This is a genomic window from Corynebacterium afermentans subsp. lipophilum (assembly GCF_030408375.1).
GTDB lineage: Bacteria > Actinomycetota > Actinomycetes > Mycobacteriales > Mycobacteriaceae > Corynebacterium > Corynebacterium lipophilum.
Map to the genome: position 1 here is coordinate 1,784,648 of NZ_CP046530.1, position 24,251 is coordinate 1,808,898.

The following is a 24,251-nucleotide window of genomic DNA, read 5'->3' on the forward strand; positions in this document are numbered from 1 at the left end:
CATACCGTAGCCTTGTTGCCCATGGTGCACAGCTCTCCCCTGCCGGATGTCGCGCTGCCGAACACTGCGCTCGACCGCCTGGTCCCGCGCGGGGAGCTGCCCGCTATCACGCAGTACGACACAGGCCGCACCGTCACCTACGACGAGCTGTGGGCGGTAGCGGACGCGGCCGCCACCCGCCTGCGCAACCGCGGCGTGGGCCCGGGCAGCGTGGTTGAGCTGCGGCTGCCCAACTCCATCGACTTCGTGGCCGCGCTGCTCGCCGTCTCCCGCACGGGTGCGACGGCGTGCCTGATCGGGCATTCGCTTATCGACGCCGAAGCGTCGCGCCTTTCCGCCCTCGCCGGCGTCACCCACCGAATCGAGCCGGGCGATCTCGCCCCCGGCCCCACCGACGTTTTTGCTCCGGCGGACCCGGGCTCAGTGGCGGTGATCCCGTTTTCCTCCGGCACCACCGGGCTGCCCAAGGGCGTGGAGCTGACCCACCGCTCGATCACCGCCAACGCGGTGCAGTTCAACGCGGCGCTGTCCGCCAGCGGCATCGGCGATGGCACCCGCGTGGCCGCTCCCCTGCCGTTTTCCCACATCTACGGGCTGAACACGCTGTTGCTGTCGTCGCTTGCCGCGGGCCGGCACGTGTTCACCGCGGCGCGCTTCGACCTCGCCGAGTTCGCGCGCGCCCACCGCGCGCACTCCATCGAGCTCAGCTTCATCGCCCCGCCGATCGCGCTGGCGCTGGCGAACACCCCCGCCATCAACCCGGCCGATTTCGCCGCCTGCGCCCACATGGTCTGCGGCGCCGCGCCCTTGGACGAGGCGCTGGCTCGCCGGGTCGAGGACCGCCTCGGCATGGTCATGCTGCAGGGCTACGGCACCACCGAGTCCTCGCCTGTGACGCACGTCGGCATCGCCGGCCGGTCGAATCCGGGCACCATCGGGTACGCCATCCCCAACACCGAGTTCCGCGTGGTGGACTCAGACAGCGGCGCGGAGCTGCCCGACGGCGCCGCCGGCGAGCTGCAGGTCCGCGGCCCCCAGATCATGCGCGGCTACCTGGGCAACCCGGAGGCCACCCGCAACGCCATCGTGGACGGCTGGCTGCGCACCGGCGACATCGCGCGGGTCAACCCGGACGAGACAGTCACGGTGGTGGACCGCTCCAAGGACGTGTTCAAGTACCACGGGTTCCAGATCGCCCCGGCCGAACTCGAGGCACTTTTGCTCACGCACCCGCAGATCAGCGACGTGGCTGTTGCCGAGCGCGGCGGGGTGCCGAAGGCTTTCGTCGTAAAGCGAGGGCCCTTGAGCGAAACCGAGGTGATGGAGTGGGTCGCAGCTAGGGTGACCGCCTACAAAAAGGTGCGCGCCGTGGCGTTTGTGGAGGCGATCCCCCGCAACGCCGCCGGCAAGATCCTGCGCAAGGACCTCTAAGTGCCCAAGTGCTGGGTGGTGAGGTAGCCGCCGCGCATACGCTGGACGATCTCCGAGCGCATGCGGATGACGAAGTACCAGACGATACCGAAGATGATGCCCACCGCCGTGACCGACCAGTGGATGAAGAAGCCAAAGATCAGCGGGATCTGCAGCGCAATGTCGATCCAGAGCGCGGCCGGCTTCTTCTGGAAAAACGCCATGACCACGTGCGCCAGGCCGATCACGGTGATATAGACCCAGTTGAAGGTGGTCCAGTGCTCGCCGTCGTCGACTTTGAGGATGACGGTGAGGATCAGCAGAACCGTGATGGCCTCCATGATCAGCGTGCCGGAGAGCACGCCGGTCAGCCCCGACATCGGGTCTTTGACCGGCTGCTTGCCGGGGCCGAGCGGGCCCATCTGCTGGTTGCTGCGTGTCATTGCGGGTCCTTTCCAAACATCGCGCGGGCCTCGCCGGCGGTGACCACCGAGCCGGTGATGATCACGCCGGAGCCGGACTGCACGCCCACCTCGGCGAGCGCCTCTTCCGCCAGCTCCACGGCGAGCTCGTAGGCGGATGGCAAGTGCTCCTCAACGTGCACGCGCTCGTCGCCGAACACTTCGCGGGCGGTTTCCGCCAGCTCGTAGACGTCCGTGGCGCGCGGGGACGTGTTCTGCGTGATCACAACCTCGGTGAGCACCGGCTCGAGCGCCTCCATGATGCCCCGGGCGTCCTTGTCGCCCAAAATGCCGAGCACGCCGATCAGGCGCGTGAAGTCGAAGTCGCGCTCGAGTGCCGCCGCGAGCGCCTGCGCGCCGTGCGGGTTGTGGGTGGCGTCGATGAACGTCGTGGGGGTGGCGCGCACGCGCTCCAACCGGCCCGGCGAGGTGGTGGCGGCGAACCCCTCGCGCACGGTGTCGGCGTCGAGCGTGCGCTCGGCGGACGCGCCGAGGAACGCCTCCACCGCCGCCAGCGCCACCGATGCGTTGTGCGCCTGGTGCGGGCCGGACAACGGGATGAACACGTCCGCATACTCGCCTGACAGCCCCTTGAGCGTGAGCGTCTGCCCGCCCACGGCCACCTCACTGGCGGCCACGCCGAACTCCTGACCGAACCGCGCCACCGGCGCGCCGACCTCCACGGTGCGCTCCAAGATCACGCGCATCGCGTCCGGGTCCTGCTGGCCGATCACGGCCACGGCGTCCGCGCTGCGGATAATCCCGGCCTTTTCGCCCGCGATCTCGGCGACGGTGTCGCCCAGGTAGTCGGTGTGGTCCAGGCCGACGGGCGCGATCACGTCCACGTCAGCGTCGACCACGTTGGTGGCGTCCCAGCGCCCGCCCATGCCGACTTCGACCACGGCGACGTCGACAGGCGCATCCGCAAAGGCCGCGAACGCGAGGCCGACCATGACCTCGAAGTAGCTCATGGGCACGCCGGTGCGCTCGTCCACCATCTGGATGTACGGCTCGATCTCGCGGTAAATGCGCACGAAATCCGCTGGGTGGATCGGCTCGCCGTCGATGCCGATGCGCTCGGTGACGGACTGCAGGTGCGGACTCGTCGTGCGGCCCACCCGGTTGCCAAACGAGCGCAGCAGCGAATCCACCATCCGCACCGTGGACGTCTTGCCGTTGGTGCCGGCGACGTGGATGACCTTGAAGGACTTCTGCGGCTCACCGAGGAAATCCATGAGCAGCTCGATGCGCTCCAGCGACGGGTCGATGTCCGTCTCCGGCCAGCGGGCGGTGAGCTCGGCTTCCACCTGCGCGAGCGCGGCTAGGTCTTCCTCGCTCACGCCGCGCGGGGCGAGCTGATCGGTCTCGTTGCTCTCCCCCGGCGCGCCGAGGTTGAGTGTCAGGCCGGCGTCGGTCTGCTGGATGTCGTACTGCTCCGGAAGTTCGGGCAGTTCAAACTCTTCGTTAGCCACTTAGGCCTCCGGCAGCTGTTCCAGGCGTGCGGTGACGCGCTCGAACTCTTCCTGCGCGACCTGCTGGCGGACCTTGATCTTTTCCACCACGGCCTCCGGCGCGTTGGCCAGGAACTGCTCATTGGCCAGCTTCGCGCCGGTGGTGTCCAGCTCCTTTTGCGCCGCGGCGAGCTCCTTTTCCAGGCGCTTACGCTCGGCGGCGACGTCGACGGTGCCGGAGGTGTCCAGCGCGACGTCGAGGTTCGCCTTGCTCAGGCGCATTTCAATGCTTGCCGACGCGCTAAAGTCCTCCCCCGGCTTTTCCACCCTGGCAATTTGGCGGACCACGTCCTCCAGCTCCGCCAGGTCCGCGGACGCGAAGTCGACGCGGGCCGGCACCTTCTGCGAGGGCTTTACTCCCTGGTCGGAGCGGAAGCGGCGCAGCTCGGTGATGAGCTTGATGGCGTCCTCGACGCGGGTGCGCGCCTGGGTGTCCGTCTCGGCGCCGCCGTTGGTGTCGTCCGCGGTCGGCCACGGCGCGGTGGTGACGGTTGCCTCGCCGGTGAGCGCCTTCCACAGCACCTCGGTGACAAACGGCATGGTCGGGTGCAGCAGGCGCAGCATGACGTCGAGCACGCGGCCGAGGACGATCTTGGTGTTTTCGCCCTGCTCGGTCTCGCCCTCCCTGGGGATCTGTGTCTTGGCGATCTCCAGGTACCAGTCGCACAGCTCGTCCCACGCGAAGTGGTAGAGCGCCTCGTTGGCCTTGGCAAACTGGTAGTCGTCCAGGTAGGCGTCCACCTTGGCGCGCACTTCCTCGGCGCGGTCCAGGATCCAGCGGTCCGCGTCCGTAAGCGCCTCGCGGGCCGGCAGCTGATCCACGTGCGCGCCGTTCATCAGCGCGAACTTAGTGGCGTTGAACAGCTTGGTGGCGAAGTTGCGGGCAGCGGTTGCGTGGTCCTCGCCGATGGGCAGGTCCACGCCCGGGTTCGCACCGCGGGCCAGGGCGAAGCGCAGCGCGTCCGCGCCGTAGCGCTCCACCCAGTCCATCGGGTCGATGCCGTTGCCCAGGGACTTGGACATCTTGCGGCCCTTTTCGTCGCGCACCAGGCCGTGCAGGTAGAGGTGCTCGAACGGAATCTGCGGACGGCCGCCGGCACCCTTCCCAAGGATTTCAGGGGTTTCCTGGCCGGCGAAGGTGCCGAACATCATCATGCGCGCCACCCAGAAGAACAGGATGTCGTAGGCGGTAACCAAAACCGTGGTCGGGTAGAACTTCTCCAGCTCCGGGGTCTTCTCCGGCCAGCCCATCGTGGAAAACGGCCACAGGGCAGACGAGAACCAGGTGTCCAGCACGTCCGGGTCCTGCTCGTAGCCTGCCGGCGGCTGCTCGTCGGGGCCGACGCAGACCACGTCGCGCTCGCCGTTTTCGTCCTCCGGGCCGTACCAGATCGGGATGCGGTGGCCCCACCACAGCTGGCGCGAGATCGTCCAGTCGTGCATGTTGTCCACCCAGTCGAAGTAGCGCTTCTCCATGGACTCCGGGTGGATGACGGTGTCGCCTTCGCGCACGGCGTCGCCGGACATCTTCGCCAGCTCGTCGACCTTGACAAACCACTGCAGCGAAAGCCGCGGCTCGATCGGCTCGCCGGAGCGCTCCGAGTGGCCCACGGAGTGCACGTACGGGCGTACTTCCTTGACAATGCGGCCCTGCTCCGCCAACGCCTCGCGCACCGCCACGCGAGCCTCTTCGCGGGTCATGCCGTCGAAGCGGGTGCCGGTATCGGCGATGCGGCCCTTCTCGTCCATCACGATCGGCATGTCCAGGTTGTGGCGCAGGCCCATCTCGTAGTCGTTCGGGTCGTGCGCCGGGGTGATCTTCACCGCACCGGTGCCCAGCTCCATGTCCACGTAATCGTCCGCGATGACCTCAAGCTTCAAATCCTCGCGCAGCGGGTGCTCGAAGACCTCGCCGATGAGGTGCGCGTAGCGCTCGTCTTCCGGGTGCACGGCGATAGCGACGTCGCCAAGCATTGTCTCCACACGGGTGGTGGCAACGATCAGGTGCGGCTCGTCGTCGTTCAGCGAGCCGTAGCGGATGGAGACGAACTCGCCCTCGACGTCCTTGTACACCACCTCGATGTCGGACACGGCAGTCTCCAGCACCGGCGACCAGTTGACCAGGCGGTAGTCGCGGTAGACCAGGCCGCGGTCGTAGAGCTGCTTGAAGATGGTCTGCACGGCGCGCGAGAGGCCGTCGTCAAGCGTGAAGCGCTCGCGCGACCAGTCCACCGAGTCGCCGATGGCGCGCATCTGCGTGCTGATGGTGCCGCCGTACTGATGCTTCCACTCCCAGACGCGCTCGATAAATTCCTCGCGCCCGTAGTCGTAGCGGTCCTTGCCCTCTTCCGCCTTGAGCTTGGCCTCCACCTTGGTCTGGGTGGCGATTCCGGCGTGGTCCATGCCCGGCAGCCACAGCACCTCGAAGCCCTGCATGCGCTTGCGGCGCACCAAAGAATCCATCAGCGTGTGGTCGAGGGCGTGGCCCATGTGCAGCTGGCCGGTCACGTTCGGCGGCGGCAGCACGATCGAGTACGCGGGCTTGTCCGACTGCGGATCCGCCGTGAAATACCCGGCGTCGACCCAGCCTTCGTACAGGTCGCGTTCGTGGGCGCTGGGCTCCCACGACTTGGGCAGTTGGTTCGCGCGGTTCAGATCGTTCGTCTCAGTCACGCGCCCTATCTTAACCAGCGCGCTAAAACAGCTTGTCGGCGACGGCGGCTTCCTTCCGCAGGGCCTCGATGTTGGCGTCGAGGCGTGCCCTTTGGTCGTCGTTAAGCTCGAGCCCCTCAACGACTTGCCAGCCGCCGTCGCTTACGGCCGGGAAGCCGAAGACCAGGCCATCGTCGACGCCGTATTCGCCTGTCGACGGCAACGCCACCGTCGCCCACCGCCCATCCGTGCCCTGGACCCAGTCGCGCATGTGGTCCACCGACGCCGAGGCCGCGGAAGCCGCGGAGGACTTGCCGCGCACCTCGATGATCTCCGCGCCACGCTTAGCCACGCGCGGGATGAACTCCTCGGTGTACCAGTCGCGCTCCACCTCCACCGGCGCGCCGTCGGCGCTGGCGTAGGTGACATCCGGGAACTGCGTGTCCGAGTGGTTGCCCCACACCACGAGGCGCTCAATGCTTCTCGACGGCACGGACAGCCGGTCCGCCAACATCGACTGCGCCCGGTTGTGGTCCAGGCGCATCAACGCGTTGAAGCGGTCCTTCGGCACGTCCGGCGCCGCCTTGGACGCGATATAGGCGTTGGTGTTGGCGGGGTTGCCCACCACCAGGACGCGGATGCCGTCGGCGGCGCCGTTGTTGATGGCCTCGCCCTGGCGTTTGAAGATCTGGCCGTTGGCAACGAGCATGTCCGAGCGGGACTCGCCCTTGCCGCGCGGCTTCGCGCCAACCAGGAAGGCGGCCTCCGCCCCGTCAAAGGCCTTCGCGGCATCGTCGGTGACCTCGATGTTGCCCACCAACGGCAGCGCGGAATCCGCAAGCTCCATCGCCGTGCCCTCCGCGGCGCGGACCGCGTCCGGGATTTCTAGCAGGGTCAGATCCACCGCCTCGTCGCCGAATACGTCGCCGGCGGCGATGCGCCACAGCAGGGAGTAGGCGATGTTGCCGGCGGCGCCGGTAACCACGATCTTTGCCATATGTCTTTCTCCTCTTCTCGTACGTCGTGTGCGTTGACTCACAGACAACCTACCCCCGGCCGGGGCAGAATTTCACGGCTATACGCCCGAGAGTGGGCATCTGGTGCACGATTGAGGGGTATTTCAAACGAAAGGGGACGGACGTGACCGACGGTGCCGACGCGACCTCCCCTGCCGCCGTTGTCTACGCCGCACTGGCCGCGTTCGCCCGCAAAGGCTACACCGGCGCGAAAGTGGAAACGCTGGCCAAGAAAACCGGCATGACCAAGCGGATGATCCACTACCACTTCGGCGACAAGCGCGGCCTCTACGCCGCGGCACTGCGCCTCGCACTGGAACAGCTCGCGCCGCCGGAAAACATCCTCAACCGCTCGCACGCCGTACCGGTAGAAGGGATGCGCCGCTTCGTCGACGCGCTCTACCACGCCTTTTTGCACAACCCCGACGCCGTGCTCCTGATCCTGCGGGAAAACCTGGACCCGGCTGTATCGGCCGAAGACGCCGCGGCACTTGCCGGCGTGCGTGACGTCACCCTCCACGCCGAGCGGCTCCTGCTCGCCGGCCAGGACGCCGGCGCGTTCCGCCCCGGCATCACCGCGGTGGACCTGCTCACCCTGATCTCGTCGTTGTGCCTCTACCGCGTCGGCAACGCCGCCACCGCCAAACACGTCTTCGGCGTCGACGTCGAAAGCCGCCGCAACATCGACGGCATGCGCCGCATGGTCATCGACACCGTGCTGGCGTTTCTGACCTCAAACATCTCGTACTCCGGCTACGAGTCCTACCTCGAAGCCACCCCGGCGCCTACCGAGGATGCGGAGCCGGACGAACTGTTCGACATCTACGGCGACGAGGGCCGGATCGTCTAGCGGCCCGTAGGTGCGCTCCTAAGCAGACTGCTGCTCCTCGGCCTCGATGTACTTCGGCTCCCCCTCGCCGAGGGCCGCAGCCTCATCGACGACAACCTCCGCGACATTCTCGCGGTCCGGCAACTCGTACATGATGGGAACGAGCAGCTCCTCCATAATCGCGCGCAGACCGCGCGCGCCCGTCTTGCGCTCCGCTGCCTTATCGGCGATCACGCCGAGCGCCCCGTCCGTGACGGTCAGCTCCGCGCCGTCCATGGCGAACAGGCGCTGGTACTGCTTTACCAGCGAGTTCTTCGGCTCCGTGAGCACGCGCTTCATCGAATCGCGGTCCAAGTCGTTCACGTGCGCGAGGATCGGCAGACGGCCGATGAACTCCGGGATCAGACCGAACTTCACCAGATCGCCCGGCTGCACCTGGGCGAGCAGGTCCGCCTCGTCGCGCTGTTCCTTCGAGTCAATCTCCGCGCCGAATCCGATGCCCTTCTTGCCCACACGCTCCGCGACCACCTTGTCCAGCCCTGCAAAGGCGCCCGCGACGATGAACAAGATGTTCGTGGTGTCCACCTGGATGAACTCCTGGTTCGGGTGCTTGCGCCCGCCCTGCGGCGGCACCGACGCGGTGGTGCCCTCCAGGATCTTCAGCAACGCCTGCTGCACACCCTCGCCGGAGACGTCGCGGGTAATGGACGGGTTCTCGGACTTGCGCGAGATCTTGTCCACCTCGTCGACGTAGATGATGCCCTGTTGCGCGCGGTTGACGTCGAAATCCGCCGCCTGCAAAAGCTTCAGCAGGATATTCTCCACGTCCTCGCCCACGTAGCCCGCCTCGGTGAGGCTGGTGGCGTCCGCGATGGCGAACGGCACATTCAGCATTCGCGCAAGCGTCTGCGCCAGGTAGGTCTTGCCCGAGCCAGTGGGGCCGAGCAGGAGGATATTGGACTTGGCGATTTCCACGTCCTCGTCCCGCTTGCGGCTGGACACTTTGGAGCTTTCCGCCTTAATCCGCTTGTAGTGGTTGTACACCGCCACCGCGAGCGTCCGCTTCGCGGTGTCTTGACCAATGACGTACTCGTCCAGAAACGCCGTGATCTCGCTCGGGCGCGGCAAGCGGTCTGGGTCGTCCGCGCCCTTATTATTCTGCGCGCCGGCGAGCTCCTCCTCGATGATCTCGTTGCACAGCTCGATGCACTCGTCGCAGATGTAGACGCCGCCGCCGGCGATGAGCTTGCGCACCTGTTGCTGGCTCTTCCCGCAAAAAGAGCACTTGAGCAGGTTCGCGCTGTCGTGCGTAGTTGCCATATGCGCCTATCTACTCCCGTCTTCGGTCAATCCCAACCGAGTGTAATCGTTGCGTCAAACCGTACCCGCCGCACCGACACAACCGGTGCGCGCGTGCGAAAATGGGCCCATGACGCTTCTTCACACGCAAGAATTTGGCACCCCCGACGGCGAAGCGGTGGTGCTGCTCAGCTCCATCGCCACCACCTCCGAGGCGTGGTCCGAAGTGATCCCCGCGCTTGGCGGCTACCGCGTGATCACCGTCGACCACCGCGGCCACGGCGGCTCCGGGGTTCCGTCGGAGCGCCCCACTGAGGTGGGCACGCTCGGCCGCGACGTCCTCGCCGCACTCGACGAGCTCGGCGTGGAGCGCTTCAGCGTCGTCGGCGTCTCCCTCGGCGGCGCGATCGCGCAGTGGCTCGCCGCAAACAGCGGCCGCGTGGACAAGGCCGTCTTCGCCGCCACCGCCACCTACCTCGGCGGCAAGCAAGCTTGGGAGCAAAAGATCAGCACTGCGCTTCACGACGGCACCTCCGGCCTGACCTCCACCCTGATGGGCAACTGGTTCACAGAATCCTTCCGCGCGGAGCACCCGGATGCGGTGCAGCGCGTGGCCGACATGATCGATTCCGTCGACGACGAGGGCTACGCCCACAACGGAACCGCGCTCGCCACCTGGGATTTCGCCAGCGAGCTGGGGAAGATCACCTGTCCGGTGCTCACCATCGCGGGCGCATCCGACCCGACCTGCCCGCCCGAGAAGCTGGCCGAGATCGCCGAAGGCGTGGCCGGCTCGTCCCAGTCCGTGGTGGTGGACCCGGCCGCCCACCAAGTGGCCATAGAGAACCCGGAAGAATTCAACTCCGCACTGACGCGGTTCCTTGGAAGCTAATCCGCTAGCCTGTACACGTTAAACAATCGTGCCCACCGGTGCCCCAACGCTGAGCACCCCGAAAGGAACCGATCCGTGAATCGCAGCCGCACTTTCTCTGTCTTCGCCGCAGCCGCCCTCGCCGCGTCGCTGCTGGCCGGTTGCTCGGACTCAAACGCGGACGTAGAACCCCTGGCGGAACCCGTGCTGGACTTCCCACAGACCAGCACCACCCCCACCCCGACGCCGACGGCCACCAAGTCCGACGACGATGAGGACGATGAGGAAACGACCACCTCGTCCTCCACCACCAAGAAGTCCTCGACAAGCTCGTCCACCAAGTCGTCCACGCGCACCTCCACAAAATCCAGCTCGAAGCGCTCCGAGTCTCGCAGCTCGAACAACTCCGATAACGAGGCACGCGAGCCGGCGCCGGTGCGCGAAACCATCGTCGACGACCGCCCGGGCGCCACCTGCGCCTGGCCCACCCAGGGTGAGGCCAGCGGAAGCCAGGAGTACAGCACCTTCTGCGACCGCGAATGGGCCCGCACCGTCACCTCCGACGGCCAGGACTACTACTGGGCAGCCAAGGGCCAGGGGTGGGTCTCCGTCGACCCGACCACCACCGACGACGGCGATATCTGCTGGGCACGCGAGGACTTCGAAGCTGCGCCGGAGGCCATCCGCAACGCCGTGGCGTTCTGCGACCCGGCATCCGGGGATCAGGCGGAGTAGCCGAAGGTTTCGTCGCAAAGCAAAACGCGCCCGGAGCGAACCGGGCGCGTTTTTCATGTGCTTTAGCCGTTAAGCTTGCGGTAATCAAAGACCTGGTCGATGATGCCGTAGTCCACGGCCTCAGAAGCGGTCAGGATCTTATCGCGGTCGGTATCGATGCGGACCTGCTCGGAGGTGCGGCCGGTGTGGTGCGCGAGCGTGTCCTCCATGAGACGGCGCATGCGCTCAATCTCCGCGGCCTGAATCTCCAGGTCAGACACCTGGCCCTGGGTGCCCTGGGTAGCCGGCTGGTGGATCAGCACACGCGAATTCGGCAGCGCGGCGCGCTTACCCGGCGCACCGGCGGCGAGGATCACCGCGGCGGCCGACGCGGCCTGGCCGAGGCAGACAGTCTGCACGTCCGGGCGGACGTACTGCATCGTGTCGTAGATAGCCATCAGCGCGGTGAACGAACCACCCGGGGAGTTGATGTACATCGTGATGTCACGGTCCGGGTCCTGGGACTCCAGCACCAGAAGCTGCGCCATAATGTCGTTCGCCGATGTGTCATCCACCTGAGTGCCCAGGAAGACGATGCGCTCCTCGAACAACTTGCCGTACGGGTCGATCTGCTTCGTGCCAAAGCTCGTTTCCTCCAGGAACTGCGGCAGCACGTAGCGGGAGTTGGGCATCTGGAAAGTCATAGTCGGTGTCTCCTTAATTCCTCGTGTGCCTTAGTTGTTCCCGATGGCGTGCTCGCCAGCCTGGGCGGCGCTATCGATCACGTGGTCCACGATGCCGTACTCCTTCGCCTGCACGGCGTTGAACCAGCGGTCGCGGTCCGAATCCTTCGTGATCTGCTCGAACGTCTGGCCCGTGTGCTCCGCGATGAGCTGCGCCATCTCGCGCTTCGTCTCTGCGAACTGCTCCGCCTGAATGGCGATGTCGGCCGCGGTGCCGCCGACGCCCGCGGACGGCTGGTGCATCATAATGCGCGCGTGCGGCAGGGCGTAACGCTTGCCCTTCGTACCGCCCGAAAGCAGGAACTGGCCCATCGACGCCGCCAGGCCCATGCCGTAGGTGGCGATGTCGCACGGGGAGTACTTCATCGTGTCGTAAATCGCCATACCGGCGGTGACAGAGCCGCCCGGCGAGTTGATGTACAGGTTGATATCGCGCGTCGGATCCTCCGCCGACAGCAGCAGAATCTGGGCGCACAGCTTGTTGGCGATCTCGTCGTCCACCTGCTGGCCCAGGAAAATAATGCGCTCCCGGAGGAGACGCTCATAAACGGAGTCTCCCAGGTTCATGCCTTGGGTCGGGGAAGTCATGTAAGACGCTCCTTTGCTAGTTCATCCGGTAACGCCACTACCCTACTCGGGTGATTCTGTAACTCCGAGCCTGTTCGCTACCGGCGTACGGGTCGGGTTTTAGGGTGGAGGTTGGGGTCGGGGTTGGCGATTCCTGACAGATTCCGGCAGCCATTTGTGCCGAACTGGGCGTTTGAGGCCCGCCTGACAGATTCCGCCGCGAAGTGTCGGGGCCGGGGTTCCGCGGGGAGATTTGTTCACTGCGCCGTGAATCAACCGGGTTCCGGGCTTTTGCCACCTGGGGAAAGTGAACAAACCATCCGACTAAAACGGAATTCATTCACCGGCACGGTCCGTGGGAGTGAACAAATCTGACGAAGGGCCTCAGAAAACGCAAAAGCGGCCGGGGCAGATACGCCCCGGCCGCTCGCTAGCGCGAGAAGTTCCTACTTCTCGTCAGCCTCGGTGGTCTCGGCCTCGGCGGACTCCTCGTCCTCTTCGATCTCGCCGAAGTACTCGTTCGGGTCGACCTTGTTGCCGGCCTCGTCCTCGACCTGGGTGCGGGAGATAGCGATGGCCAGGGCCTTGCCGCGGCGCACGTCGGAGAACAGGTTGGCAATCTGGCCGGACTGCTGCAGCTGGGCCACGAACTGGTTCGGGTCCATGCCGTAGGACTGCGCAGTGAACAGGATGTGGTCGGTCAGCTCCTGCTGGGAGACCTCCGGCTGCTCCTGGTCGGCCACAGCGTCGAGGAACAGCTGGGTGCGCACGGACTCTTCGGCCTGCTCGCGGGACTGCTTGTCAAACTCCTCGCGGGTCGTGCCCTGAGCCTCGAGCAGCTGCGCGAGCGCGTTCTCGTCGTGCGCCATCTGGCCCAGCAGCTGGTGCAGCTGGTTGTGCACCTGCTCGTCCACCACGGACTCCGGCAGGGCAAACTTGGACTCCGCCAGGGCAGCCTTGAGCACCTCGTCGCGGATGTCCGCGGCCTGCTTCGCCTTGGCGTTCTCCTCGACCTGCTCGCGGGTGGAGTTGCGCAGCTCCTCGACGGTGTCGAACTCGGACGCCATCTGAGCGAAGTCGTCGTCAAGCTCCGGAAGCTTGCGCTCCTTCGTCTGCTGGACGTGGACCTTCACGGTCGCCTTCTCGCCCTTGTGCTCGCCGTACTTGATCTCGGACTCGAACTCGTTGTCCTCGCCGGTCTTCAGGCCGCGCAGCGCGGTGTCCAGGCCCTTCATCAGGTCGTCGGCACCGACGCGGTAGGTCAGGCCCTCGGAGGAAGCATCGCCGAGCTTCTCGCCGTCGACGGTCGCTTCAAGGTCGATGATCGCGTAGTCGTCGGTCTTCAGCTTGCGCTTGGTGTCCTTGAGCTCACCAAAGCGCTCACGGAGGGTATCCAGCTCGGCGTCGACTGCTTCGTCGTCAAGCTTGAGCTCCGGAACCTTCACGGAAATCTTGGAGAAATCCGGCACCTCGATCTCGGGGCGGACATCGACCTCAGCGGTGAATTCGACAACGTCGTTGTCCTCGATCTTGGTAACGTCGATCTCCGGCTGGCCCAGCGGGTTAATCCCGTTTTCCGCAAGTGCCTGCTCGTAGCGGGTCGGCAGCATGTCGTTGACAACCTGCTCCAGGATCGGGCCGCGGCCGAAGCGAGCGTCGATGAGCTGGCGCGGAGCCTTGCCACGACGGAAGCCCGGGATGTTGACCTGCTGGGCGATGGCCTTGTAAGCCTGGTCGATTTCCTTGCCCAGCTCGTCGAACGGCACGCTGACGTTGAGCTTCACGCGGGTGTCGCTGAGCTTGTCGACGGAAGTCTTCACGGATTTCTCCTGTACTAGATCGAAACAACGTTTGTCAGATGTCTATATGTGGCGGGCCCGTGAATCCACGGGCCCGCCTTGGTCGGGGCGACAGGATTTGAACCTGCGACCCCCTGCTCCCAAAGCAGGTGCGCTACCAAGCTGCGCCACGCCCCGTTGCGGTAAAACCGCACGGTATGAACCACATTCGTAGAACGTGTGCGGTTCAGGACAGTCATTGTAGCGGTGCTTGAATAACTGTCCGCATTGAGGGCACAAAAACACCGGCCCCGCAACCGGAACCGGTGTCTTGTGTGGAGGGAATGACGGGAATCGAACCCGCGTCTTCAGCTTGGAAGGCTGAGGTATTAGCCACTATACGACATTCCCATACGCCAAAAGCGCTGTTGGGAATGTTAGCGCAGCCGGTACGGTTGAACCAAAAACGTGACCAGACACGCGAAGGAGCCACTGTGTTCGGACTACTTTTTCTGCTGTTCATCCTTGCCCCCATCCTGTTTTTGCCGATGATGGGCGGGCAACGCCAGGTGCAGCCGTCGCGCCGCCAGGTGGCGCAGCAACAGCAGTTGTCTTTCGACGACGCATACGCCGACGCCAAACGGTGGACCGACCGTCTCGGCTCGCAGGTGCTGAACCTCTCCGGCAACGACACTGCGTCGCAGCAGGCGATGGCCGACGCCTCGGAACGCTTCAACGCGGCATCCGCCGGGCTGAGCGACGCACGCTCCGTGAAGCAGGCGATGCTGGCCCGCGAATCCGCGCTGGAGGGCCTGCACTACGTCAACGCGGCCCGCGAGATCATGGGCCTGCCCGCCGGCCCGCAGCTGCCGGAGCTGGAGGGCCAGCGCCAGGCAGGGCGCGTGACCGAGCAGCGCACCGTGACCCAACAGGACGGCACGCAGGTCATGGCATCGCCGCACGCCACTGCGCAGACGCCGCACTACTACCCGGGCGGCGCCGTTGCGGGCCGCCCTGTGCCGGCCGGCTGGTACTCCACCGCGTGGTGGGGCCCGGCGATGATGACCGGCGTGTGGGCCGCCAGCTCCATGATGTTCTACTCCACCATGTTCGCCGGCATGTCCGGCGTGGCGTCCGCGGAGGCGTTTGAGGCCGGCGGGCTCGGTGAAGGAATGGACGGCGCCGGCGACATGAGTGATATGGGCGACATGGGTGACATGGGCGACGCCGGCGGCGGAGACTTCGGGGACTTCGGCGGCTTCGGCGACGGCGGCGGCTTCGACTTCGGGGGATTCGACTTTTAGCCGTGCGTTACACTGCACAGCGATCGCGAACCCCAGAAAGCTCGAGAGCAAGGAGTGGCCGTGCGCATTGCAGTGCTGCTGAAAGAAGTGCCGGACACGTACAGTGACCGCGAAATGAACCTTCAGACAGGTTTGACGGACCGCTCCGGCGACGTCGTCGCCGACGAGGTCAGCGAACGCGCCGTCGAAGCCGCGCTGCGCATCGCCGAAGCGGGCGAAGACGTCGAGGTGGAGATCTTAAGCGTCGGCCCGGAGTCCTCCGCCGATTCGGTGCGCCGCGGCATCGCTATGGGCGCGAGCGAGGCCTATATCGTCTCCGACGACGCACTCGCAGGCGCGGATGCGACGTTGACTGGTGAGGTGTTGGCGAAGCTCGTCGATAAGCAGGGCTACGACCTTGTCATCGCAGGCGCCGAGTCTTCCGACGGCGGCACCGGCGTCATCGCCCCCTTCATGGCCGAGCTGTTGGACTGGCCGGTGCTGACCAACCTCACCGAGCTAACGCTCGAGGGCGACACCGTGCGTGCCACCCAGGCTTCCGACGCCGCCACCGCCCAGCTTGAGGCCCAGCTGCCGGCCGTGGTGTCCGTGGCCGACGAGTTCGCGGACCCGCGCTTCCCCAACTTCAAGGGCCTGATGGCCGCGAAGAAGAAGGAGCTGCGCACCGTCACCCTCGCCGAGCTCGGCGTGGACCCGGAGGACTTCACGCATCCGCGCGCCATCATGACCAGCATCGAGCGCCGCCCGGAGCGCGAGCGCGGCGAGATCATCGACGGCAATTCCACCGCCGCGGCCCGCCTGGTGGACTTCCTCGAATCCAAAAACCTCATCTAAGGAGCAGCCATGACCCAGATTCTTGTTGTCCCGGACCGCTCCTTCGATGGTGCGGTCAGCCCCGATGCGGCCGAGCTCATCGGCGCCGCGTCCGCCGTCGGCACCCCGGTCGTGCTGGCGCAGGACCGCGCGCACGCCGAGGAGCTGGGTGCCGTCGGCGCCGCAGTCGTGCTCGTGTCCGATGCCCCGCTTATCGACGCAGCTGCCGCCGCCTTCGACGAACTCTTCCCGGCAGCCGTCCTGTTCGCCCACACCGTGCGCGGACGCGAAGCCGCCGGCCGGTTCGCGGCGCGCAAGGGCAAGACTCTGCTTACCGACGCCACGGCCGTCACCCACGACGACCAAGGCATCGTCACCGAGCACCAGAACTTCGGTGGCGTCTACACCGCTTCCGCCGCGTCGACGCACTCTGCGCCGGTGATCACCCTGCGCAAGGGTGCGGTGGAAACGCGCGCAGACGCGACCACGCCTGAGGTGCGGGAGTTGGAGGTGGCGCCGTCGGGGCGTCGAGAGGCAAAGGTGCTCTCCGTGACCCCCGTGGAGCGCACCTCCGACCGCCCCGACCTGCTCACCGCCGACAAGGTGGTCGCAGGCGGCGTGTCCTTGGGCGACGAGGACATGTTCGAAGACCTCGTCGGCGGGCTCGCCGACGCGCTCGGGGCCGCCGTGGGCGCCACCCGCTCCGCCGTCGACGAAGGCCAGGTCGCATACGAGGCGCAAATCGGGCAAACCGGTGTGATGGTCAGCCCGAAGCTCTACATCGGTGTCGGCATCTCCGGCGCCGTGCAGCACCTGGTGGGCATGCAGACCGCCGACACCATCGTGGCGATCAACTCCGACGAGGACGCCCCCATCTTCGACATCGCCGACTTCGGCATCATCGGCGACCTTTTCGACCTGGTGCCGGACATCATCTCCGAGATTGAGGCGCGCAAGTAATGCAGGTAGAACTCCGCCGAGGACTGCCCCGCGTGCCGGGCGGCGAGCCGTGGCCGCCGGCCGGCACCGTCGACGTTGCCGACGCGCCGGTTGCCGATGCTCCAGTTGAGGCCGCGCCGGTTGAGGCCGCGTCGGCGCCTGTCCCCGCCGACACCGTTGAGGTGCCGTTGCGCCGGGGCTTGCCGCGCGTCGAGGGCGGCGAGCCGTGGCCTCCCGCCGGGACCGTGAAGGTTGCCGCGCCCGCCGCTGCCACGGCAACCGTCGTTACCGCAGAAACCGCCGCCGTCGACGACGCAGAGCCAGCGCACACCGTCGAGGTACCGCTGCGCCAAGGCCTGCCGCGCGTCGAGGGCGGCGAACCGTGGCCGTCCGCAGGCACCGTGCGCGTCGCCGCACCAGCGCCGGAAGCTGAGCCCGAACCGCAGCCGGAAGCCGAGACAGCACCCGCGGCGCCTGTGGCGGCGACGGTGGTCGACGACGCTGTCGCCAAGACGGCGCCCGAACCGGCCCCGAAACCGGCCCAGCAGCCAACCCCGAAACCAGCCCCGAAACCGGCCCCGCGGCCGGCTGGGGTGGAGTCGGCGGGGAAACCGGAGGGCGTCGCAAAGCAATGGCTCCCCTGGGCGATTGGTGCCCTCCTGCTGCTGGCCGCGGCCGTGTTCGGCGCGCGCTGGTACGTGGGCACCGAAGCGGGCGCCGACTTCATCGCCCGCTACAACGGCGTCCAGCCGCTGCCGGACAACGCCCCCATTGGGCTGCCCGGATGGCTGAACTGGGCGCACTTTTTCAACATGTTCCTCATGGCGCTGATCATCAAGACAGGCCTCGACGTGCGCCGCGAGAAACGCCCCGCCGCCTACTGGCAGCCGAAGAAGGGCGGCAAGAAGATTTCGGTGACGCTGTGGCTGCACCAGGCGCTCGACATCGCGTGGGTCGTCCTCGGCGTGGTGTTCTTCGTGCTGCTGTTTACCACCGGCCAATGGATGCGCATCGTGCCCACCAGCTGGGAGGTTTTCCCGCACGCGGTGTCGGCGGGCCTGCAGTACCTCTCGCTGGACTGGCCGACGGAGAACCCCTGGCTGTACTACAACGCGCTGCAGGAGTTGTCGTACTTCGTCACCGTGTTTATCGCCTCGCCGCTGGCCATCGTGTCTGGTTTCCGCATGAGCAGCATGTGGCCGGCATCGTGGAAGGCCGTGCCGATGTCGTGGGCGCGCGCGGTGCACTTCCCCACCATGATTTACTTCGTGGCGTTTGTGGTGGTGCATGTGTTCCTCGTGCTCACCACCGGTGTGCGCGGCAACATGAACGCGATGTTCGCCGCGCGCGAGGACGCCACCAGCTGGATCGGCGTGGTGTTGTTCCTGGTCGCGGCTGGTGTCACGGCGTTGGGCTGGTTCTTTGCGCGCGCCTCGGTGGTCGCGCCGGTGGCGGGCAAGACCGGCAAGGTGTCCAAGCGCTAAAACTTCGCAACGTATACCGCGGTGGCGTGCTTGCGCCACCGCGTTTTGCGTTGCTGTGGACAGCTGTGTTGCGGCGTCAACAACCGGCGGCGGTTATCCACAGATTTTGATTTGGGTCTTGTTCGGGTTGCGTGGCCGCCATAGCTTTCGGGCCATGAACTTCACCGACTTTGTTTCCGCAGGCGTCTCGACGCTCGCCGACTTCGACCGCGACGTAGCCATGGCCGCCGGCCTGTCGTCTGGCCGGGTCCGCGATTTAGCCCGCGTCCACCACACCTACTATGGGCCGACCCAGTTCACCCGCAAACAACGCGACGCACTCGAGGCTGCTCACGGTCTGCCGGTCGACCAACTCGTGCACATCGAGAAAAAGCTCCTCGCCGTCGAAGGAGCCGCCGAACGCTGGCGCATCCGCCTCGACCTGGTGCGCCACCGCGGCTCCTATAGGGCGTTGACCAAGCGCATCAAACGGCTGATCAAACAACCCATCAAACCCGCAGCACCCTCGTGTCAGTTCTCCCGCTCGAAAGCAGGCATGCGCACCATGATCCTCACCTACAACGAGCGCGACCTCGCCGACCTAGAGCACCTGATGCGCAAACTCATCGATGCCGACGACCCAGCCGCCGCCCAAATGGCCCACACCCTCATCGGGATCCTCCGCGACGGCAAAGGCATACCGAATGCGAACTTCCGGCCGATCATCCTGGTGCCGATCGCCGACTGGGCCCGCATCCAATCCGGCCACGCAGACGAAGTCACGTTGATCTGCACCGACGGCACCACCATGACAGGGGCCGAATACATGGAGCACGAATTCGGCGACATACTCGAAGTCGCCGCGTTCCACCCACAAGAAGGACCCGTCAACCTCTACCACGCAAAGCGCTGCGCCAACCCCAAACAGAAGACCATGTCGAAACTCACCTGCCCGGCCTGCGCGTTCCCGGACTGCAAGCACTCCGCCGAAACCACGCAGACCCACCACATCAACGCCTGGCGCTACGGCGGAATGACCAACATGGACAGCCTCGCCGAACTCTGCCCCTTCCACAACGGGGTCAACGCCGACAACAAAAACGGCCCGTTCGGCTACATCGACAACCCCAACGCGCGGATCCACTGGGTCGCGCCCAACGGCACCAAATTCCCCATGACCACCCCAGGCGCGATGGAGCTGCTCTTCGACTAAACCGCACCCCAGACACCCCGCCCCACCCGCGGCGGGGCAATAGGCACGCCCAAAAACGGCTACATCGGGCGGCCCATGTCGGTGCGGGAAATCTCCACGGCCTTGCGGATCACCTCGGCCAGGGCCGCCTCGACGCGCACGCGGGATTCGTCGTTTTCCAGCAGGTCCTTGCGCACCTCGAACATCACGGCCAACACGGAGGTGTTCTTGTCGTAGTCGACCGGCACGTACGCCCCGGCGAAGGGGGTGTTGCGCTCCACGTTGAAGCCGGCGGCGGTGAAGGTGCGGTCGGCTTCGTCGGCAAGCACGGCGGGCGTGTGCACGGAGTGGGTGCCGATGCACACGTCCGGCAGGAGTTTGCCGGGGTGGATGCGGTATTCGTCGGGCTGGTTGTTGTAGGAGTGCACGTCCACGATCACAGCACAGCCGCAGTCCTGGATGCGGCCGGAGACCAGCTTGGACACTGCGTCGGCGTACGGGAAGTAGTACTCGGCTTTCAGGTCGGCGACGTCCATGTCCAGCGGCCGCAGCGGGTTGCCGTCGCCGAGCTTGAGGAAGATGGCGCCGCGCCCGGTGGAGTCCATAGATTCGCGTTCGTTGGAAAATCGCCCCGGGTCCGCGACCAGGCGGGAAAGGTTGTTCACGATCATCCACGGTGCGCACCCGGATTGCTCGGCGGCAGCCGCGGCGAGCGTGTCGGTGTGGTCGTCGGTGACGCGGTCGAGCTCGCGCGCGATTTGGTCGTCGGTAGCGATGAAATCGGCGGCAACCTCGGCCGGGATTTCGCGCGACGCGTGCGGCACGTGCACGATCACTGGGCAGTCAGTGCTTCCTTCGTGGATGGTGAAGTTCATAGTTTCGCAGGATATAGCGCTCAGGGGCTTCTTGCTTCTCGACGGCACCTTCGGCCTCGAACGCCTCCAACCAACCTTCCATGGGGAAGGTTCCCCATTTGTCGTGGAACCGGTTGGCGTTGGCGACGATGTCCTCGATGTGCTCCCACGGCGGCGAGGACACGGGGTGCCACTGGTGGTAGGCGTGGGCCCCGCCGACCCAGATCAGCGGGATGCGGTGGCGCTGGAGCTCGCGGGCGAAGTCGGTGTCTTCCCCGCCGTAGCCCTCGAAGGTGGGGTCGAAGCCGCCGAATTCGCGCTCGATGCGCGCCCACGTGTCCGCGGTTAGGGCAAACGACAGCGACCAGAACAGGTTGTAGTTGTCGGCGTCGACGAGCTCGCCGGGCGCCGGGTTGGGTCGGGCGGGGTGCGGGACGGGGTCGGTGACGCGCAGCTCGCCTGGCTTCATGTAGGTCACCGGGCCGGCAGCGACGGCGTCGGGGCGCTGCTGCAGCGCCGCAACGTAGCGCGGCACGAGCGCGTCGGAGGCGAGGCAGTCCGCGTCGAGGAACACGAGCACCTCGGCGCCGCGTTCGATGGCCACCTTCGCACCCAGGTTGCGGGCTGCGGCGAGGTTGTCAGGCCCCGCGATCACGTGGCTTTTCGGCACGGCCTTGGCCAGCACGTCGGCGTCACCCAGCGCGACGGTGACGTGGTCGACGCCCATCGGCATGAGGTTGACCTGGTGGGTCAGGTGGTCGCGCCGGTTCGCGTCGGCGAGTGTGATCACGCAGGTGGCGGGCTGGCCGGGGTCGGCGGCCACGCCGGCGATGACCTCGGCGGCCCGGCGCGCCGCGCCATCTGTCTGCCAGCGGCCCCAGTCGGTGTCGCGGCGGCGCAGCAGTTCGGGCCATTCTTCTGGGGCTGGGAAGGCGTTTCGTACCGTCGCTAGGCCTTCGAGTGCTTTTGCGCCCGCCTTTTGCTCGGTGAAGGGGCGCGGCTGCGGCAGGATCACCGCCGGGGTGTCGGTGGCGGCCAAATCCGCCACGGAATTTTGCCCGCCCGCGGTCACGGCGATGCCCGCGGACTGCAGCAGCTCGGTCGGGTCGTCGACGTGGTTGTCCCCGCCCAAGAAGGTGAACCGGTACTCGGGGCAGGCGCGCTGCACCGCCTCCCAGTCCTCGGGCGACCAGGTCGAGCCGCCCAAGCCCGCCATCACGACCACGTGGTTCGGGTCGCGCTTCACGCCCTCGCGAGGGGTGAGCCGCGAGATCCCGCCGACGGCGTGCAGCCGGTCGGCGTGCGCGCGCAGGTGGTCGGGCACCTCGACCCAGTCCGGCCACGCGGCCACGATCGCGTCGGCCTGCGCGTAGGCGAGCTGGTGCGGGGCGTCGCCGCGGTAGCCGGGCATCGCGTGCACCACCACCGGCACGCCCATGAGCCGCACGAACGCGGCGACCTCGTTGGACACGTCCACGTAGAACGCCTCGGGCTGGTTCTCGGCCACCCAGTCGGCGATCTGCGCGAACCGCGACGCAATCTGCGGCGCCCCGTACGACGCGTAGTGCAACGTGCCGCCGGCGGTCATGGCGCGGCCGCTGCGTAACTCGCGTGGGGCGTCGCTGGCGTCGTCGAGAAGCACAACGTCCCCGCCGGCGGTGGACAGGATCTGCGCTTCGTGGCCCATCGCGCGCAGTTCGCGCTGGATGGCGCGGCAGCGGTGCAGGTGCCCGGAGCCGTGGTGGTGGGCGTAGATCCCGATCATTTTCCTACCTTTCCAAACGCCGCCACCTGGCGGAAGATGTCGGTGTAGTGCTTCGCGGTTTGGGAGAGCGAATGCCTATCGACGACCCAACGGCGCACCACGTCCCTGTCAATCCCACGCGCCTGCGTAATCGCGGCGGCGAGTGCGTCGACGTCGTCGGCAGGGGCGAGCGCCGCCGGGGCGTCGCGCAGCAGCTCGCCCATACCGCCGCGCCGAAACGCCGCAACGGGGGTGCCGCACGCCATCGCCTCGAACGCTACGAGGCCGAACGGTTCCTCCCACCGCGGGCTGACCACGGCGACGCCGCACCCGGCGACCAGGCGCCGCAGTTCCGCGTGGGAGAGCTCGCCGATCCATCGGGCGTCGTCGCCGAGCCGGGGTTCGATCTCGTCGCGGAAGTAGTGGTGGTCCCCGTTGCGCCCCGCCAGCACCAGCGGCACGCCGGCTTTGCTGCAGGCGTCGATGGCCAGGTGCGCGCCCTTTTCCGGCACGAGGCGGCCGAACCACACGGCGATGTCGCCGCCGTCGCCGGGGCGCCACAGTTCCACGTCGACGCCGTTGGGGATGATCACCGGCTCGCTGGGCAGGCGCCAGTCGCGCGCGGTGGTGCGGCTCACGGCGGCGAAGCGCCCGGCGCGCAGGCCGGCTGCGGTGATGGCGGCCTGGATCTCGTCGACCATCGGGGTGTGCAGCGTGGTCAGCATCGGCAGCGGCTCCGGCGACGCGGCCGAAGGGAAGATGTACGGGTTGAGGCTGTTGTTGTGCACCACGTCGTAGCCGCGGGCGACCAGCAGTCGGCGCAGCCGCACAAACGCGGCGTTTTCGCGCTCGCGGCCGCCTTCCGGGTAGGTGGTGTCGGTGGCGTCTGCGGCGTCCGCGCCCCAGTCCACCCCGGGCAGTTCGAGTGTCTTGTCGTTGCCGTCGGAGCCTTCGGCAGCGAAGAAGTCCACGTCGTGGCCGAGGTCGCGAAGGGCTGCGACCATGGTGTGGCAAAACGCTTCCAGCCCGCCGGCGTAGGGTTCGCGCACCGGGTAGCGCGCGGGCCCAACCAGCGCGATGCGCAGCTTGCCGGTGCGCGAGGTCTGCAGAGCGGGTTTCGCGGCAACGGTCACTCGCTCACCACTTTCCTGTAAATCTCCTCGTGCGCCCGGCGCACCTCGTCCAGCTGCTGCACCCGGTCGCCCGCGTACGGCACCGGCCCGCGGGCGAGCAGCCGCGCCGCCGCCTCACCGGCCGCGCGCCCGTCGCCGACAGCGTATACCTCCACCGCCTCCGGTGTGTCGGCTTGCCCGGCGTAGCAGCCGCAGTCCGGCACCACGACGGGAACGCCCAAGTCGCGGCACATTTCCAGCCACCCCGAGTGCGTCCCGCGCGTGTACGGCAGCACGCACACCCCGGCGCGGCCTACCGCGGCGTGCAGTTCGTCGTCGGGCATCGGCTCGTGCACGATCACCCTCGCATTGCCTATCGACGACAGCTCCGCTCCCCCATGCACATACACATCCAACGGCACCTGCGCCGCGATATCGGCGTAGAACTGCGCGTCCGCGACCACGTTGGAGCGCACCGACTTCAAAAACACCGCCGCGCGCCGGCCCGGTTCCACCGCCACCGGGTCTTCTACGATCCGCGGGTGCGGCACCACGTGCACGTCCGTCGCGCCGAAGTCGCGGCGCAGCACATCGGCGGCCTGGTCGGTGAGGGTGATCAGGGCGGATGCTTCGTCGATAAGCAATTGCAACCGCTGGTGGTGCTCGGTCTGATCCGTCAGATGCGGGTTGTCCAGGTCGTGGACGGTGAGCACCAGCGGCACCGGCAGCGCGCGGCACAGCTCGGCGATCTGCGCGGGCGTGCGGTGCTCGAAGCCGAAGTGGATGTGCACGAGGTCCACGGCGGGCGGGTCGCGCCAATACTCGGCCTCGAGCGCCGGGTGCGGCCACCAGTTGCCGCCGATGTCCGGGTCCGGCAGAAACTCCACGCCGGCAGGGCGGATAGCCTGCGTGTACGGGTGGCCGGAGGGGATAGACAGAACGCGCACCCCACTAATATAAACGTTTTCGCATACTGTGT

General features: G+C 66.8%; 21 protein-coding genes and 2 tRNA genes. 9 read left to right on the top strand and 14 right to left on the bottom strand.

The genetic code is table 11. From position 1 onward, the window contains the following. Nucleotides 1-21 precede the first annotated feature (21 nt). The gene (locus CAFEL_RS08525; protein ID WP_194559731.1) at nucleotides 22-1,431 is read left to right on the top strand and encodes an AMP-binding protein; all 1,410 of its coding nucleotides are present in this window, start codon (nucleotides 22-24) and stop codon (nucleotides 1,429-1,431) included. Here CAFEL_RS08525 and CAFEL_RS08530 read toward each other — a convergent pair. Genes CAFEL_RS08530 through CAFEL_RS08545 form a run of 4 tightly spaced genes read right to left on the bottom strand, consistent with a single transcriptional unit; the run spans nucleotide 1,428 to nucleotide 7,031 of the window. Next, a complete protein-coding gene (locus tag CAFEL_RS08530; RefSeq protein ID WP_194559732.1) occupies nucleotides 1,428-1,853 on the bottom strand; it encodes a DUF4233 domain-containing protein in 426 nt (141 codons plus the stop codon). The genes CAFEL_RS08525 and CAFEL_RS08530 overlap by 4 nt on opposite strands. Further along, nucleotides 1,850-3,343: a bifunctional tetrahydrofolate synthase/dihydrofolate synthase gene (gene folC, locus CAFEL_RS08535; protein ID WP_290171990.1), complete on the bottom strand. Its 1,494-nt coding sequence runs from the start codon at nucleotides 3,341-3,343 to the stop codon at nucleotides 1,850-1,852. The genes CAFEL_RS08530 and folC overlap by 4 nt, the downstream gene beginning before the upstream one ends. After that, nucleotides 3,344-6,055: a valine--tRNA ligase gene (locus CAFEL_RS08540; protein ID WP_194559733.1), complete on the bottom strand. Its 2,712-nt coding sequence runs from the start codon at nucleotides 6,053-6,055 to the stop codon at nucleotides 3,344-3,346. Between the two features lie 22 nt (nucleotides 6,056-6,077). Continuing rightward, entirely contained in the window at nucleotides 6,078-7,031 is a 954-nt protein-coding gene (locus CAFEL_RS08545; RefSeq protein ID WP_194559734.1) for a malate dehydrogenase, read from the bottom strand. A gap of 143 nt (nucleotides 7,032-7,174) precedes the next feature. Between CAFEL_RS08545 and CAFEL_RS08550 the strand changes: the two genes are divergently transcribed. Then, a complete protein-coding gene (locus tag CAFEL_RS08550; RefSeq protein ID WP_194559735.1) occupies nucleotides 7,175-7,900 on the top strand; it encodes a TetR family transcriptional regulator in 726 nt (241 codons plus the stop codon). 18 nt (nucleotides 7,901-7,918) lie between these two features. Here the strand turns inward: CAFEL_RS08550 and clpX are convergent, their stop codons facing one another. Beyond that, nucleotides 7,919-9,199: an ATP-dependent Clp protease ATP-binding subunit ClpX gene (clpX, locus tag CAFEL_RS08555; protein ID WP_194559736.1), complete on the bottom strand. Its 1,281-nt coding sequence runs from the start codon at nucleotides 9,197-9,199 to the stop codon at nucleotides 7,919-7,921. A gap of 109 nt (nucleotides 9,200-9,308) precedes the next feature. On the opposite strand from clpX, the gene CAFEL_RS08560 reads away from it, so the two are divergent. Both CAFEL_RS08560 and CAFEL_RS08565 read left to right on the top strand, forming a co-directional pair. After that, the gene (locus CAFEL_RS08560) at nucleotides 9,309-10,070 is read left to right on the top strand and encodes an alpha/beta fold hydrolase (protein ID WP_194559737.1); all 762 of its coding nucleotides are present in this window, start codon (nucleotides 9,309-9,311) and stop codon (nucleotides 10,068-10,070) included. A 75-nt stretch (nucleotides 10,071-10,145) separates the two neighbouring features. After that, the gene (locus CAFEL_RS08565) at nucleotides 10,146-10,784 is read left to right on the top strand and encodes a hypothetical protein (protein WP_194559738.1); all 639 of its coding nucleotides are present in this window, start codon (nucleotides 10,146-10,148) and stop codon (nucleotides 10,782-10,784) included. A gap of 62 nt (nucleotides 10,785-10,846) precedes the next feature. Here the strand turns inward: CAFEL_RS08565 and CAFEL_RS08570 are convergent, their stop codons facing one another. The 5 genes from CAFEL_RS08570 to CAFEL_RS08590 all read right to left on the bottom strand — a co-directional run bounded on the left by CAFEL_RS08570 (nucleotide 10,847) and on the right by CAFEL_RS08590 (nucleotide 14,262). Next, nucleotides 10,847-11,467 carry an ATP-dependent Clp protease proteolytic subunit gene (locus tag CAFEL_RS08570; protein ID WP_034998194.1) on the bottom strand — a complete coding sequence of 207 codons (621 nt, stop codon included), beginning with the start codon at nucleotides 11,465-11,467 and terminating at the stop codon, nucleotides 10,847-10,849. Between the two features lie 30 nt (nucleotides 11,468-11,497). After that, on the bottom strand, nucleotides 11,498-12,094 hold the full coding sequence (locus CAFEL_RS08575; protein ID WP_194559739.1) for an ATP-dependent Clp protease proteolytic subunit: 597 nt from the start codon (nucleotides 12,092-12,094) through the stop codon (nucleotides 11,498-11,500). A gap of 425 nt (nucleotides 12,095-12,519) precedes the next feature. Beyond that, nucleotides 12,520-13,893 carry a trigger factor gene (tig, locus tag CAFEL_RS08580; protein WP_194559740.1) on the bottom strand — a complete coding sequence of 458 codons (1,374 nt, stop codon included), beginning with the start codon at nucleotides 13,891-13,893 and terminating at the stop codon, nucleotides 12,520-12,522. A 79-nt stretch (nucleotides 13,894-13,972) separates the two neighbouring features. Further along, a tRNA-Pro gene (locus tag CAFEL_RS08585) sits at nucleotides 13,973-14,049 on the bottom strand. Between the two features lie 138 nt (nucleotides 14,050-14,187). Next, nucleotides 14,188-14,262, bottom strand: a tRNA-Gly gene (locus CAFEL_RS08590). 140 nt (nucleotides 14,263-14,402) lie between these two features. Here CAFEL_RS08590 and CAFEL_RS08595 point away from each other — a divergent pair. The 5 genes from CAFEL_RS08595 to CAFEL_RS08615 all read left to right on the top strand — a co-directional run bounded on the left by CAFEL_RS08595 (nucleotide 14,403) and on the right by CAFEL_RS08615 (nucleotide 19,583). Continuing rightward, entirely contained in the window at nucleotides 14,403-15,155 is a 753-nt protein-coding gene (locus tag CAFEL_RS08595; protein ID WP_228496294.1) for a DUF1542 domain-containing protein, read from the top strand. Between the two features lie 60 nt (nucleotides 15,156-15,215). After that, nucleotides 15,216-15,989: an electron transfer flavoprotein subunit beta/FixA family protein gene (locus tag CAFEL_RS08600; protein ID WP_194559741.1), complete on the top strand. Its 774-nt coding sequence runs from the start codon at nucleotides 15,216-15,218 to the stop codon at nucleotides 15,987-15,989. A gap of 9 nt (nucleotides 15,990-15,998) precedes the next feature. Continuing rightward, nucleotides 15,999-16,928 (top strand): electron transfer flavoprotein subunit alpha/FixB family protein, encoded by a 930-nt coding sequence (locus CAFEL_RS08605; RefSeq protein ID WP_194559742.1) that lies wholly within the window; start codon nucleotides 15,999-16,001, stop codon nucleotides 16,926-16,928. Next, nucleotides 16,928-18,391: a cytochrome b/b6 domain-containing protein gene (locus CAFEL_RS08610; protein WP_194559743.1), complete on the top strand. Its 1,464-nt coding sequence runs from the start codon at nucleotides 16,928-16,930 to the stop codon at nucleotides 18,389-18,391. The genes CAFEL_RS08605 and CAFEL_RS08610 overlap by 1 nt, the downstream gene beginning before the upstream one ends. A 154-nt stretch (nucleotides 18,392-18,545) precedes the next feature. After that, nucleotides 18,546-19,583 carry an HNH endonuclease signature motif containing protein gene (locus tag CAFEL_RS08615; RefSeq protein WP_194559744.1) on the top strand — a complete coding sequence of 346 codons (1,038 nt, stop codon included), beginning with the start codon at nucleotides 18,546-18,548 and terminating at the stop codon, nucleotides 19,581-19,583. A 59-nt stretch (nucleotides 19,584-19,642) separates the two neighbouring features. Here CAFEL_RS08615 and CAFEL_RS08620 read toward each other — a convergent pair whose 3' ends face one another. From CAFEL_RS08620 to CAFEL_RS08635, 4 genes are read right to left on the bottom strand one after another with little or no spacing between them, the layout of a single operon-like run. Next, nucleotides 19,643-20,437, bottom strand: a complete 795-nt coding sequence (locus tag CAFEL_RS08620; protein ID WP_194559745.1) for an N-formylglutamate amidohydrolase — start codon at nucleotides 20,435-20,437, stop codon at nucleotides 19,643-19,645. Next, on the bottom strand, nucleotides 20,406-22,181 hold the full coding sequence (locus CAFEL_RS08625; protein ID WP_194559746.1) for a glycosyltransferase: 1,776 nt from the start codon (nucleotides 22,179-22,181) through the stop codon (nucleotides 20,406-20,408). Before CAFEL_RS08625 ends, CAFEL_RS08620 begins: the two co-directional genes overlap by 32 nt. Then, nucleotides 22,178-23,293, bottom strand: coding sequence for a glycosyltransferase (locus CAFEL_RS08630; RefSeq protein WP_290171991.1), 1,116 nt, complete (start codon nucleotides 23,291-23,293; stop codon nucleotides 22,178-22,180). Before CAFEL_RS08630 ends, CAFEL_RS08625 begins: the two co-directional genes overlap by 4 nt. Beyond that, nucleotides 23,290-24,219: a glycosyltransferase gene (locus CAFEL_RS08635; protein WP_290171992.1), complete on the bottom strand. Its 930-nt coding sequence runs from the start codon at nucleotides 24,217-24,219 to the stop codon at nucleotides 23,290-23,292. The genes CAFEL_RS08630 and CAFEL_RS08635 overlap by 4 nt, the downstream gene beginning before the upstream one ends. Nucleotides 24,220-24,251: the final 32 nt, after the last annotated feature.